General features: G+C 72.8%; 11 protein-coding genes. 10 read left to right on the plus strand and 1 reads right to left on the minus strand.

Annotated features, from left to right (window positions below):
* Positions 1 to 158 precede the first annotated feature (158 nt).
* The 6 genes from QJS33_RS06835 to QJS33_RS06860 all read left to right on the plus strand — a co-directional run bounded on the left by QJS33_RS06835 (position 159) and on the right by QJS33_RS06860 (position 7,958).
* A complete protein-coding gene (locus QJS33_RS06835) occupies positions 159 to 659 on the plus strand; it encodes a cellulose synthase (RefSeq protein ID WP_306367003.1) in 501 nt (166 codons plus the stop codon).
* Between the two features lie 708 nt (positions 660 to 1,367).
* Positions 1,368 to 2,426, plus strand: coding sequence for an ABC transporter permease (locus QJS33_RS06840; protein WP_306367004.1), 1,059 nt, complete (start codon positions 1,368 to 1,370; stop codon positions 2,424 to 2,426).
* 112 nt (positions 2,427 to 2,538) lie between these two features.
* Positions 2,539 to 4,290: an ABC transporter substrate-binding protein gene (locus QJS33_RS06845; protein ID WP_306367005.1), complete on the plus strand. Its 1,752-nt coding sequence runs from the start codon at positions 2,539 to 2,541 to the stop codon at positions 4,288 to 4,290.
* Positions 4,291 to 4,375: 85 nt separating this feature from the next.
* Positions 4,376 to 5,389 (plus strand): ABC transporter permease, encoded by a 1,014-nt coding sequence (locus QJS33_RS06850; protein ID WP_306367006.1) that lies wholly within the window; start codon positions 4,376 to 4,378, stop codon positions 5,387 to 5,389.
* A gap of 41 nt (positions 5,390 to 5,430) precedes the next feature.
* A complete protein-coding gene (locus tag QJS33_RS06855) occupies positions 5,431 to 7,188 on the plus strand; it encodes an ABC transporter ATP-binding protein (protein WP_306367007.1) in 1,758 nt (585 codons plus the stop codon).
* Between the two features lie 296 nt (positions 7,189 to 7,484).
* Positions 7,485 to 7,958: a hypothetical protein gene (locus tag QJS33_RS06860; RefSeq protein ID WP_306367008.1), complete on the plus strand. Its 474-nt coding sequence runs from the start codon at positions 7,485 to 7,487 to the stop codon at positions 7,956 to 7,958.
* A 210-nt stretch (positions 7,959 to 8,168) separates the two neighbouring features.
* Here the strand turns inward: QJS33_RS06860 and QJS33_RS06865 are convergent, their stop codons facing one another.
* Positions 8,169 to 9,923 carry a PhoX family phosphatase gene (locus tag QJS33_RS06865; protein WP_306367009.1) on the minus strand — a complete coding sequence of 585 codons (1,755 nt, stop codon included), beginning with the start codon at positions 9,921 to 9,923 and terminating at the stop codon, positions 8,169 to 8,171.
* A gap of 177 nt (positions 9,924 to 10,100) precedes the next feature.
* On the opposite strand from QJS33_RS06865, the gene rpmG reads away from it, so the two are divergent.
* The 4 genes from rpmG (at position 10,101) to QJS33_RS06885 (ending at position 13,317) form a co-directional block, all read left to right on the plus strand.
* Positions 10,101 to 10,265 carry a 50S ribosomal protein L33 gene (gene rpmG / locus QJS33_RS06870; RefSeq protein WP_220562022.1) on the plus strand — a complete coding sequence of 55 codons (165 nt, stop codon included), beginning with the start codon at positions 10,101 to 10,103 and terminating at the stop codon, positions 10,263 to 10,265.
* Positions 10,266 to 10,327: 62 nt separating this feature from the next.
* Positions 10,328 to 10,570 carry a type B 50S ribosomal protein L31 gene (locus QJS33_RS06875; RefSeq protein WP_306367010.1) on the plus strand — a complete coding sequence of 81 codons (243 nt, stop codon included), beginning with the start codon at positions 10,328 to 10,330 and terminating at the stop codon, positions 10,568 to 10,570.
* 60 nt (positions 10,571 to 10,630) lie between these two features.
* Positions 10,631 to 10,801, plus strand: coding sequence for a 50S ribosomal protein L32 (gene rpmF / locus QJS33_RS06880; RefSeq protein WP_306367011.1), 171 nt, complete (start codon positions 10,631 to 10,633; stop codon positions 10,799 to 10,801).
* 137 nt (positions 10,802 to 10,938) lie between these two features.
* Positions 10,939 to 13,317 (plus strand): lysylphosphatidylglycerol synthase transmembrane domain-containing protein, encoded by a 2,379-nt coding sequence (locus QJS33_RS06885; protein ID WP_306367012.1) that lies wholly within the window; start codon positions 10,939 to 10,941, stop codon positions 13,315 to 13,317.
* The last annotated feature ends 277 nt before the right edge of the window (positions 13,318 to 13,594 follow it).

The following is a 13,594-nucleotide window of genomic DNA, read 5'->3' on the forward strand; positions in this document are numbered from 1 at the left end:
CGGTGACGGCGGCCCGCCGTGGGTACGGTGGTGGACACGGGGTCCCCGGTCCGCACCGCCGGGACCGGCCGGGCCCCGGCGGCGGCCGGCTCCACCGGGGGACGACCCTAGGGGATCGGCCCGATGTGCGCGGCGGTGTGGAGTGGGAGACTGGTGCCATGCCTGACACTCTGACGACGATGACCGGTGTGATCCTGGGCGGCGGCCTCACCCTCGTGGGCCTCGTCATCAGCTTCCTGGTGTGGCGGGCCAAGGGCCCGGCCGCGGGCCTGCGCGGCGTGGCCTGGTCGCTGGTGCCGCTGGCGGCGGGGCTGCTGGGGCTGATGAACGCCGTGTGGCAGTTCGTGCTCAGCATCCTGGGCATCCTGCTGGGACTGATCTTCAACCCGATGGTGTGGGCCGGTGTGGCCCTGGCCGGGCTGGCCGTGGTGCTCTACGTCGTCTCCGGGTTCATGCGCGCCCGGGGCGTGGGCACCGAGGCCCGGGCCAGGGAGCCCAGGGCCGCCGGGGAGGGCGGGGCCGCGACCCCCGCGGCCGGAGCGCCGGCCGCCCCGAAGGGCCAGGTGGGGGGCGCCGCCCCCAAGGGCGGCAAGAAGCAGGACGACGCGTCCGACTTCGGCGACATCGAGGACCTGCTCCGCAAGCACGGGATCGAGTAGGGCCGCAGCCGGTCCCGTCGCCCGAGGGGCCGTTCCGCGCATCGCGCGGGGCGGCCCCTCGGTGCGTCCGGGGGGCGGGTCTCGGGGCGCCCGTGCCCCGGAGCCGCCGGACACCGGTGCCCCAGGGGTCGTCCGTAATCACGGAGAGTGTCCGAAACCCCGGTGCGGTAGGGCCCCGGCAAACAGGAAGGACTCCGTGTAGTAACGGAAACGTATCGACTCGGGCGGACTCATAGCACTTGCCATAGCTTGTCCGGCTCGGTGATGACGTGGGCGGATCGCGCACATAAGGTTGGCCCGGCGATATACCCGCGTCTCCCCAGCTCGTGGCGGTCATCCGACGAATGCGAGCTATCAAGGCATTTGTAGTTATATGAGTCTTTTGAAGGCTTTTGTCACGATTTAGCTACATGGCCAGAATTTGGACGGTATGCCCCCACAGGGCGAGTAGGTTTGTCGCTGTGTAACAACCCGGGCGGAACGCCCTGTGGATGTGTCCAACTCCTCGTGTGAATCAGGACACCTCCGCGGGCGGGGGTCCGCGGCGGCGGGTGATCCTCCCGCACCGCAGCCCCGGCGCCCACGCCAGCCAGCGTCGAGAACCGGCCGGCCCCACCCGTGAGACCCGCATGGGTCACCCCCCACAGGCCTCACGTGTGGGCTCTGTCCCCCTCGGCCAGAAGCGTATGAGTGGAGAGTGGTGGCCTGATGAGCGCGCCCTCGCATGCCCCAGAGTCGGCGGAGCAGCCCGAGGCTGCGGCCGCGGGCGTCAAGGCGCCGGGCGGGCGCGGTGACGCCGACAGCCGGTCCCTGCGCCAGATCGCCTGGCAGCGCCTGCGCAAGGACAAGGTCGCGATGGTGTCCGGCGTGATCGTCGTGCTGCTCATCCTGGCCGCGATCTTCGCGCCCCTCCTGGCCAAGTGGTTCGGGCAGCCGCCGACCCAGTTCAACCAGGACCTGATGGAGCCCAACAGCGGCCTGCCCTACGCCGACCCGAACAACACGGACCCGGCTCCCGGCGAGATGCTCCCCGCGGTCGACAACTGGGGCGGCATCAGCGGCGACCACCTGCTGGGCCTGGAGCCCAAGACCGGCCGCGACCTGTTCAGCCGCATCGTCTACGGTGCGCAGATCTCCCTGCTGGTGGCGTTCCTGTCCACCCTGCTGTGCGTCGCCCTGGGCACCCTGCTCGGCATCATCGCCGGCTACAAGGGCGGCTGGATCGACACCGTCATCAGCCGGGCCATGGACATCTTCCTGGCCTTCCCGCTGATGCTCTTCGCGATCGCCCTGGTCGGCGTCATCCCCAGCGGCTTCCTCGGCCTGGAGGGCAACGGGCTGCGCGTCGGCGTGATCGTCTTCATCATCGGGTTCTTCAACTGGCCCTACATCGCGCGCATCGTGCGCGGCCAGACGCTCTCCCTGCGCGAGCGGGAGTTCGTCGAGGCGGCCCGGAGCCTGGGCGCGAGCAACCGGCACATCCTGTTCAGGGAGATCCTGCCGAACCTGATCACGCCGATCCTGGTCTACTCCACCCTGCTCATCCCCACGAACATCCTGTTCGAGGCGGCCCTGAGCTTCCTGGGCGTCGGTATCAACCCGCCCACTCCCAGCTGGGGAAAGATGCTCTCCGAGGCGGTCGACTACTACGCCACCGCCCCCTACTTCATCCTCTTCCCCGGCCTGGCCATCTTCATCACCGTGCTCGCGTTCAACCTGTTCGGTGACGGCCTCCGAGACGCTTTCGACCCCAAGACCTCCGACTAGGCCCGTGCGCCCGGTGCGCGGCACACCCGCTCGCCCCGCACCGCGACAAGGGCGCACGGCACCCCGGACGGTCCACCCATCCCCACATCAGGTTCGCAAGAGAGGCAGTTCCTTGAGGAAACGCACCCTCGGCTTCGTCGCACTCGGTGCAGCGGCGTCCATCTTCCTTAGCGCGTGCGGCGGCGGAGACACCGGCGAGACCGGCGGCGACACCGCGGCCGCCGGGTACGACGCCGGCTCGACCCAGATCGTGAACCCGTCCGACCAGGCCGGCGGCACCCTGCGGTACGCCATCCAGTCGGACTTCGACTCCACGGACCCGGGCGACACCTACTACGGCTTCAGCTGGAACTTCTCCCGCTACTACGCCCGTACGCTGCTGGCGTTCACCCCGGCCCCGGCCGAGGCGTCCACCGAGCTGACCACGGACCTCGCCGCCGGCATGCCCGAGCCGAACGAGGACTTCACCGAGTGGACGATCAAGATCCAGGAGGGCCTCAAGTACGAGGACGGCTCCGAGATCACCGCTCAGGACATCAAGTACGCGATCGCCCGCTCCAACTACAACGGCGGCGAGCTGCCCAACGGCCCGCGCTACTTCGAGTCCAGCCTCGACCAGGAGCCGTTCAACGTCTACGAGGTCGACGACCCGATGGCCACCTTCACGGCCGTCGAGACCCCGGACGACTACACCCTGGTCTTCCACCTCAAGGAGAGCTTCTCGGAGTTCCCCTACATCCTGACCCAGCCGCAGACCGCCCCGGTCCCCGAGGAGGCCGACCGCGGCGCGCTGTACCGGGAGAACGTCCTCTCCTCCGGCCCGTACAAGTTCGACGGCGCCTACGAGCCCGGTGTGAAGCTGGACCTGGTCCGCAACGAGCACTGGGACGCCGCGACCGACCCGACCCGCCCGGCCCTGCCGGACGAGGTCACCGTCGAGATCGGCGTCGAGCAGAACGAGATCGACCAGCGTCTGGTCAACGGTGAGATCGACGTCGACCTCTCCGGCGTGGGCGTCGGCCCGGCGATGAAGAGCCAGATGATCCAGGACCTGGAGACCTACGAGAACAACCTGGACAACCCGCTCTCCGGGGCCCTGCGCTTCGTCAACATCCACACCCCGGTCCTCGACACGGCCTGCCGCCAGGCGATCGCCTACGCGGCCGACCGCGACAGCCTGCACCGCGCCTGGGGCGGCGACACCGGCGGCGACCTGGCCACCAACCTGCTCCCGCCGACCATCCCCGGCTCGGACCCCGAGTCCAACCTGTACCCGTCCGAGGACAACAAGGGCGACCTTGAGGCCGCGCAGGCCAAGCTCGAAGAGTGCGGCGAGCCCGACGGCTTCGAGACCAACATCGCCGTCCGCGAGGGCCGCGAGCCGGACATCGCGACCGCCGAGTCCCTCCAGGAGTCGCTCAAGCGCGTCGGCATCGAGCTGGAGATCAAGACCTTCCCGGCCGAGGACTTCTTCGCCCAGTACGCCGGTTCGCAGGACTACGTCCGCGAGAACAACATCGGTCTGAGCGTCTCGGGCTGGATCCCGGACTGGGCCAGCGGCTACGGCTTCGGCTACAAGATCACCTCCGGCGACGCCATCCAGGAGACCGGTAACTACAACACCTCCGAGCTGGACGACCCCGAGGTCAACGCCCTCTGGGACCAGGCCCTCACCACCGAGGACCCGGACGAGCGCGCCGACATCTACGGCCAGATCGACACCCTGGTGATGGAGCAGGCCGCCATCCTGCCCGTCGTGTTCGACCGCGCGATGTTCTACCGCCCGGACAACCTCACCAACGTCTACTACACGTCGTCCTACGCCATGTACGACTTCATGGCGCTCGGCGTGGACCAGGGCTAGTACCCCTACCGGCCTGAACTAGTACGAGAAGGCAGGTGAACGCGGCGGGGGTCCACGGCCCCGTGGACCCCCGCCGCCGACCGCGATGCTGAACTATATTCTTCGCCGCCTCGGTGCGGGACTGCTGTTGCTCGCCGTCGTCACGGCGGTGACCTTCTGGATCTTCTACGTCCTGCCCAAGTGGGCGGGCGTGACCCCGCGCGGGATGGCCGCGATGTACGTGGGCAAGGCCCCGACCCCCGAGGCGCTCGACGCCACGGTGGAGCGGTTGGGCCTGGACCAGCCCGTCATCGTGCAGTTCTTCGACTTCATCCGGTCCCTGGTCTTCGGTGACCAGTTCCAGTTCGGCCGGGAGACGGTGGAGTGCGCTGCCCCCTGCCTGGGCTACTCCTTCAGCACCAACAGCCCCGTGCTGGAGCAGCTGCTCGCGCGGCTGCCGATCACCGCGTCCCTCGCGTTCGGTGCGGCCGTGATCTGGCTGATCGGCGGCGTGGCCGTCGGCGTCCTGTCCGCGGTCAAGAAGGGCAGCCTCTTCGACCGCCTGGCGATGAGCACCGCCCTGGTGGGCGTGTCCCTCCCGATCTACTTCACCGGTCTGCTCGCCCTGGCGTTCGTCGTCCACGGCTGGAAGATCCTCCCGGTCCCGCGCTACGAGCCGCTGACCGAGAACCCCGGTGCCTGGTTCACGGCGCTGCTGCTGCCCTGGATCACCCTGGCGTTCCTGCACGCCGCCCAGTACGCGCGCCAGACCCGCGCGGGCATGCTGGAGGTCCTCGGTGAGGACTACATCCGCACCGCGCGCGCCAAGGGCCTGAGCGAGCGCAAGGTGATCTTCAAGCACGCCCTGCGCCCCGCGCTGACGCCCATCCTGACGATCTTCGGCCTGGACCTGGGCCTGGTCCTGGGCGGCGCCATCCTCACGGAGAGGGTGTTCTCCCTCAAGGGCGTGGGCGCCTACGCCATCGAGGCGATCATCGGCAAGGACCTGCCGGTCGTGCTCGGTGTGACGCTCCTGGGCGCCGTCTTCATCGTCGTCTGCAACCTGATCGTCGACCTGCTGTACCCGCTGGTCGACCCGCGGGTGCGCATCGCGGCCTGACCCCGCGCCGGTACCGATCAGCTCTAGTGAAGGAATGTGACATGGCCTCGACCGAGCCCGTCGTCCGGGTGGACGACCTCCGGGTGGCGTTCCCGACCATGGACGGCGACGTCCAGGCGGTGAACGGACTGTCCTTCGAGGTGCCCGCCGGGGGCGCCCTCGGCATCGTGGGCGAGTCGGGCTCGGGCAAGAGCGTGACCTCGCTGGCCCTGATGGGCCTGCACCGCGGCAGCCGGGCGAAGATCACCGGCGCCATCGAGGTGGCCGGCCAGAACGTGGTGACCGCCACGGACAAGCAGCTGCGGGCGATGCGCGGCAACGACATCGCGATGGTCTTCCAGGACCCGATGCAGTCGCTGCACCCGCAGTACACCATCGGCAACCAGCTGGTGGAGGCCTACCGGGTCCACCACCCCAAGGCGTCCAAGTCCGTCGCGCTCAAGCGCGCGGTCGAGGCGCTGGACCGGGTGGGGATCCCCCAGCCCGAGAAGCGGATCAACTCCTATCCGCACGAGTTCTCCGGTGGTATGCGCCAGCGTGTGGTGATCGCGATGGGGCTGATGTGCGATCCCAAGGTGCTGCTGGCCGACGAGCCGACCACGGCGCTGGACGTGACGGTGCAGGCGCGCATCCTGGACCTGCTGGACGAGCTGCGCCGGGATCTGGGCATGGCGCTGATCCTGGTCTCGCACGACCTGGCGGTGGTGGCGGGTTCGGTGGACGAGGTCGTGGTGATGCGGCACGGGGTCGCGGTGGAGCGCGGTGACGTGCGCACGGTGCTGTCCGAGCCCGAGCACCCCTACACCCGGGCGCTGCTGGCCGCGGTGCCGCGGGTGGAGGTCTCCCGGGCCCAGCGCCGCGCCCAGGACCGCGCCGACCGCGTGGAGAAGGAGCAGCGCGCGGGCACCGTCACCGACCCGGCGAGGTTCGAGGCGTTCACCCCCGTCCCCACCGACGGCGAGCCGCTGCTCCAGGTCGAGGACGTCGCCCAGCGCTTCAAGGTGCGCGGCGGGGCCATGGGCCGCTCCACCGACTTCTGGGCCGTCAACGGCGTCTCCTTCGACCTGTACAAGGGCGAGACGCTGGGCATCGTGGGCGAGTCCGGCTCGGGCAAGAGCACGCTGTCGCGGATGGTCATGCGCCTGCTGGAGCCCACCCGGGGCCGGGTGGTCTTCGAGGGCCGGGACATCACGCACATGTCCGAGCGGGCGCTGCGCCCGCTGCGCCGGGACGTGCAGATGGTGTTCCAGAACCCGTACTCGTCGCTGAACCCGCGGGTCACCGTGGGCGACGCGATCGGCACGGCGCTGCGGGTGCAGGGCGAGCGCGACACCAAGAAGATCAAGCGCGAGGTGCAGGAGCTGCTGGACCGGGTCGGGTTGCAGCCCGGCCACTACAACCGGTTCCCGCACGCGTTCTCCGGCGGCCAGCGCCAGCGGATCGCGATCGCGCGGGCGCTGATCCTCAAGCCCAAGCTGATCATCTGCGACGAGCCGGTGTCGGCGCTGGACGTGTCCACGCAGGACCAGGTGCTGCGGCTGCTGTCGGAGCTCCAGGACGACTTCGGGCTGACCTACATCTTCGTCGCCCACGACCTGGCGGTGGTGCGCCAGGTCAGCGACCGCGTCGCGGTGATGCGCAAGGGCGAGGTGGTGGAGCTGGGCGACAGCGACTCCATCTACGAGAACCCGCAGAGCGAGTACACCCGCCAACTGCTGGCGGCCGCTCCGCTGCTGGACCCGGACGAGGCCCGCAGCCAGCGCGCCGAGCGCGAGGCGCTGCGCGCCCAGGCCGTCTAGGCCGCGCTTTTCCGGACCTCCGCTTCGCTTCGGCCCGCCCGTCGCCCACCGCCACCCTCAACGGACGGCCCACGGCCACGGTCGCGCCACCCGGCGATGCGCCTCCGGCAGGCGGGAACCTTCGGCCTGGAGCGGACATCCCCGCCCGCCCGTCGCCCACCGCCACCCTCAACGGACGGCCTACGGCCACGGGCCTTTCCTCGAAGACGTCCGCTCCGGGCCTTTGGAACCCGGCCGGCGCATCGTGAACCCCGACGGGGCCGGTCCGTGATCCACGGGCCGGCCCCGTCGGCGCGGTGGCCGGGGGCTTCTTGGCGCTGACGGCCTACGGCGAGGTCATCACGGTGGCGGTGGACGGGGAGGCCGTGCGCGTCACCGCCTCGGGGGAGACCTCCGAGGTGCCGCGCGAGCGCTTCGGGACGGCCTTCCTGGACGGCGGGGAACCGGTGGTCCTGGACACCGACACCGCGGAGGCGGTGCGTGCGAAGACCGACCACGGCGCGGAGCGGCTGCGCACCGCCTTCGAGGCGCACGGCTACCCGTGGTCCGAGGGCGACCCGCACGCCGACGCGTTCCAGCGCTGGCTGGACGGCACCCCCGGCCTGGACGCCGGCGCGCAGGCGCTGCTGCGCACCCGCCAGGAGGCCCTGGAGAAGAAGGACGCCGACGACGCCGCCGAGCTGCGTGCCGCGCTGGCCGAGCGGGGCCTGGTGGTGCGCGACCGGGAGCACCGCCAGTACTGGCGGGCCGTGCCCGGCCGCGAGGCCTGACGCCCGGGGCCGTCGCCCTTTTCCCGGGGGCCGCCCCGGAACCCGCCCGCCGAAGCCGTCGCCGCCGCTCCGGCCCGGCGGTACGCCGTCACCGGCGGCCGTCCCCCGCAGGCGGGCCCTGACGCCGGGATCAGCGGTTCGGCCACCGCCGCCGCGCATCGGGGGCACCGCGGACCCCGGACGGCCGCCGATGCCCCGGCCGCCCGCCGGTCAGGTGCCGACGGCCCCGCCGTCGTCCTTGCGCACCGCCACCACCGCGCACCGGGGGCGACCCCGGGGGTCGAACCCGGGCCAGTTGCCGACCGCCCGCGGGTCCTCCGCGGTGGGCTCGCCCCAGCGGGCGTCGGAGGACCCCGGCTCGCGCACCGCCACGAACAGGGTGCGCTGGTCCGGGGTGGTGCTCACCCCCGCGATCCCGCAGCCGCGCGGTCCGGTCAGGAAGCGGCGCACCCGCCCGCTGTGCGGGTCGGCGCACAGCAGGGCGCTGTTGCCCAGCCGCTCGCGGCCGGCGTCCCAGCCCAGGTGGGCCACGTCGGTGGTGATCCACAGCCGCCCGTCCGCCCCGGAGAACGCCCCGCCGGGTGCGGCGAACCCCTCGCCGGCCCGGGCGAACTCCCGCCAGGCCAGGACGGTGGCGGCGTGGTCCAGCGCCCCCTCGGTCCAGGCCAGCAGCCGCCCGCCGCCGCTGCCGTCGGCCTCGGGCAGGTACACCTCTCCGCTACCGGGGTGGACCGCCGGCCGCCCCGGCCCCCGGAACGCGGTCGCCCCCACCGCCGCGGCCGCCCGGCGGGCCCGCAGCAGCACGGCGGCCTGGTCGGCGAACCCGTCCAGGACGGTCAGCCCGGTGCGGCCGTGGACCAGCGGCAGCCAGGTCCCCGTGCCGTCCGCGTCCAGCCGCAGCGCGTACAGGGTGCCCTCGTCCAGCGGGCTCACGGACGGGCGGCGCACCTGCTGCCAGGGGCGGGCGGCGACGAACTTGTACGCGTGGGCGGCGTCGGTCATGTACACCACCGGCCGCCCCCGGGACTGGGCGACGGCCAGCCCCGTGTGCCCCAGCCGCCCCAGCGCGGTGCGCTTGGCGGGCGGGCCCTGCGGGTCGAACGGGTCGATCTCGACCACCCAGCCGAACCGGTCGGCCTCCCCGGGCGTGCGGGCCAGGTCGAACCGGGGCAGGTGCCGGTGCCAGCCGCGGGCGGAGTCCGCGGTCAGCCCGTGGTCCTCGTGCACGGGCCGCGGGCGCCAGGAGGAGTCCCGCGTTCCGAAGGCGTCGGCGAAGGTGTCCTCCCCGGTCAGGTAGGTGTGCCAGGGGGTGACCGCGTGCGCGGACCCGCCGGTGGTGCCCAGCGGGTCGGCCCCGGTGTCCAGGGCGCCGTGCCCGGCCAGCGGTCCGGAGAACACCACGGGGGTGTCGGCGGTGATCCGCCGGTTGAGCTCGTCGCGCGCCATCCGCCAGCGCCCCTCCGACAGCTCGACCCGCACCACGGTCGCCCCCAGGGAGGCGATCTCCTTGGCGGCGCGTTCGGCGGTGTCGGCGCGGCCGCCGTCGGGGTGCAGCAGCACCGGGTCCAGCGCGGCGTGCCCGATCACCAGCACGCCGTTGCGGGTGCCCTCACGGGAGGGGCCCAGCGGCAGGTAGTGCAGGCCGCTGTGCCCGGTGCCGACCTGCTGCCGGGCCTGGGCGGCGGTGTTCGCGGCGTCGGGCCGCCAGGCGGGCCCGCCCGGGGAGATCGGCGCGCCCCAGGGCAGCAGGACGCGGGCGGTGTACCCGGCCGGGACGGTCACCCGGTCGGTGCGCGCCGCCGGGACCTCGGTGAAGCCCGGGGTCCCGGTGTCGGGGGCGGCCAGGGTCGGGGCGGGCGCTCCCCCCAGGACGGCGGCCAGGGTCCCCGCGCCCGCGGAGCGGAGCAGGCTGCGCCGGGTCACGGCGGGTACGGCTGCGGCGGTGTGCCGGGTGCGGTCGGGCATGGTCCCCTCCCGGGGTGTGTCGCGGTCGCGACGAATCTCTCCAATGGTGATGAGATAACCACACAGAGTAACGAATTGCCCGCAGGCGGGGCCCGCGTCGTCCAAGGAAATAAAAACGGTTATCATTTCCTTCTATGGTGCACAGCGGCCCGTAGTCCACAGGTGAAGGAGAGTCCCATGGCGCGCAACGACGTCCGCCCCATCATCAAGCTCAAGTCCACGGCCGGGACCGGCTACACCTACGTGACCCGTAAGAACCGGCGCAACAACCCCGACCGCCTCACCCTGCGCAAGTACGACCCGGTGGTCCGCCGCCACGTCGACTTCAGGGAAGAGCGCTGACCCCGCGCCGCACCCCGGCCGCCACCACGCACACACCCCGACCCCGGAAAGGGCACACGGACATGAAGAAGGGCATCCACCCCGACTACCGGCCCGTCGTCTTCCGCGACCGCGCCGGCGACTTCGCCATCCTCACCCGGTCCACCCGGACCAGCGACAACACCGTCGAATGGGAGGACGGCAACACCTACCCGGTGATCGACGTCGAGATCTCCAGCGCGAGCCACCCGTTCTACACCGGCAACGCCCGCGTCGTGGACACCGCGGGCCGCGTCGAGCGCTTCAAGCGCCGCTACAACAAGTAACGGACAGGAACGACCGACGGCGGGGCAGCGGCCCCGCCGCCGACACGGACGGAAACGACGATGGCCGTACCCAAGCGCAGGATGTCGCGCTCCAACACCCGCACCCGCCGCTCCCAGTGGCGGGCGAAGACCCCCGACCTGGTGCCCCTCACCCTGGGCGGACGCGAGTACCTCGTACCGCGCAACCTGGTCCCGGCCTACCGGCGCGGGCTGCTGCCCCCGCCGGCCTGACGCCGCACCGACCACGGGGACGCCGGACCGGCGTCCCCGTCCGCGTCTGCGCGGCCGGCCCGCGAACGCCGAACGGACCGCGCGAAACGCCCCCGTACCGGTGCTCGAACACTCCGCCGGTCGGGCAGGCTGGAGGGGTGACGACAACCGCTACGGGGGTCCCGGCCCCCGGCCCCGCCACAGTGCGCGCCCCGCGCAGACCCGTCGACCTCTTCGTGGGGGTCGGCGGACTGTGCGTGATCGCGGTGATCCTGCTCGCCGTCCGGGCGGTCACCGAAGGCCAGGCCGGCCCCGACGCCCTGCGCGCCCTGCTGCCCGCCGGGCCGCTCTTCCTCGCCGCCCTGGGCGCCAACCTCGCCCTCATCACCCTGGTCTGCGCCTCGGTCCTGATCACCCTCTTCGCCGGGGCCCTGCGCGACCTGGTGCGGGCCGGTGCGGCCGCCGTCGCCGCCTACGCGCTGACCTCCCTGGTCAACGCGGTCCTGTACACGCTCATCGGACCCGAGCGGATCCCCCCGGGCCTGCCCGACGCCCCCGGCGACCTGTTCACCGGGGCCACCCTGGGCTATGTCGCCGCCGCCCTGGCCTACCTCCTCACCATGCCGACCGGCCAGCCCCGGGTGCGCTCCCTGCTGTGGGCCGCCACCGTCACCGCCGCCGCCTGCGCCCTGCTGGCCGGGGTCACCAGCCTGCCCGCCCTCCTGCTCACCGTCATCGCCGGCGTGACCTGCGCCGGACTGCTCGGCTACGCCGTCGGCGCCGGCACACCGCCCCCCGCCAACGGGTCGCTGCGCGCCGAACTGCGCCGGTTCGGCCTGGAGCCGACCGCCGTGACCCCGGCCGGGACCGACCCCGAGGGCGACCCCCGCCACCTGGTCGACCTGGCCGACGGCGGGCGCGCCGAGGCCGTCGTGCTCGGCTCCGAGAACACCGCCGGGTTCTGGCGGCGGCTGCGCGACCTGCTGCTGCTGCGCGGCCCCTTCGCCCCCCGCATGCTCTACGGGGTGCGCCGCCGCGCCGAGCACGCCGCGCTCATGGCCCACGCCGTGCGCGATGCCGGGGTGGCCACCCCCCGGGTGCTGGCCGTCGGCGAACCCCGGCCCGGCACCGTCCTGCTGGTCCGCGAACTGCCCGAGGTCCGGCCCCTGGACGACCTGGCCGAGGAGGAGTTCACCGACGCCCTGCTCGACCGCTGCTGGGAAGCGCTGGGCCGGCTGCACCGGCACCGCGTCGCCCACGGCGACCTGCACGGGGCCACCGTCGGGACCGACCGGGCGGGCGGGGGGATCGTGTTCACCGGGGTGGGCCGCGGCTCGGTGGCCGCGCCGCCCCTGACCGTCTCCCTGGACTCGGCCGCCCTGGTCGCCCTGCTGGCCACCCGGGTCGGCGCCGAACGCGCCGTCGCCTCCGCCGTGCGCGCCCTCGGGGTGCCCGCCACCGCCGCGATCCTGCCGTTCCTGCAACCGCCCGGCCTGCCCTACCCGCTGCGCCGCGCGCTGCGCGCCCGCAAGGGGCTCATCGGCCGACTGCGCGAGGCGGTGGTCGAGGTCGCCCCCGAGGCCCCCGCCGAACCGGCGCGGGTGGAGCGGATGCGGCCGCGCACCGTGGTCAGCGTCATCGTCGCCACCGTGGTCGGCCTGGTCCTGCTCTACCAGCTCACCGGCGTGGACCTGAGCGCCGTCGGCCGGGCCGACCCGGGGTGGGCACTGGCCGCGTTCGCGATGGCCACCGCGTGCATGGTCGCGGCGGCGATGGTGCTCATCGGGTTCGTACCGGTCGAGCTGCCCTGGTGGCGCAGCGTCCTGGTGCAGTACGCGGCGTCGTTCGTGCGCATCGCCGCCCCCGCGGGGCTGGGGTCGATCGCCATCAACACCCGGTTCGCGATCAAGGCCGGGGCGTCCACGCCGCTGGCGCTGTCCGGGGTCGGGCTCGGCCAGCTGGTCGGACTGCTGGTGCACGTGCCGCTGCTGCTGGTGTGCGCCTACCTGACCGGGACCTCGTACTGGACCGGGTTCACGCCCTCGCCGACGGTGGTGTCCATCGCGATCGCCGTCACCGTGCTCGTCGCGGCGGTGCTGCTGTCGCCGCGGCTGCGCCGGGCGATCACCGAGCGGGTGCGCCCCTACCTGCGCGGGGTGCTGCCCCGGCTGCTGGACACCCTGCAACGGCCCGCCTCCCTGGCGATGGGGCTGGGCGGGACCGTGCTGCTGACGGTGGCGTTCGTGCTGTGCCTGTACTTCTCGGTGCTGGCGTTCGCCCCGGACATCGCGCAGGTGAGCCTGGTGGCGGTCGCCGTGGTGTTCCTGGCCGGGAACGCGATCGGGTCGGCCGCGCCCACCCCGGGCGGGCTGGGCGCGGTGGAGGCCGCGCTCATCGGCGGGCTGACCGCGGTGGCGGGGGTCCCGGCGGCGGTGGCGCTGCCCGCGGTGCTGCTGTTCCGGGTGCTCACGTTCTGGTTCCCGGTGCTGCCGGGGTGGGGGGCGTTCTCCTACCTCCAGCGGCGGGAGGCCGTCTGAGCGGCCGATGGCCCACAGGAGGACTCCGTTCTGCCGGAGGCCTTGGAGGACGGCCCGCGCATCGCCACCCGCTCACCTCGGCCGGGACCGAGGCGTTCATCGAGGAGGGGTTCGGCGGCAGCGCCATCCCCGCGGTCCGGGGCCGACCGCGGCTTCACGACCGGGACCGCCCGGGCGGTGCCTTCGCGGGCGGAGGGCGGTCTGCTCTGGGTCTTCGGCCGTCGGGGTGCCGGAGAGCGGTGGTCGGTGACGGCTGCGGACGGCCCGCCCCGGCCCG

Origin of the sequence: Nocardiopsis sp. CC223A (genome assembly GCF_030766825.1) — a bacterium.
Classification (GTDB): domain Bacteria; phylum Actinomycetota; class Actinomycetes; order Streptosporangiales; family Streptosporangiaceae; genus Nocardiopsis.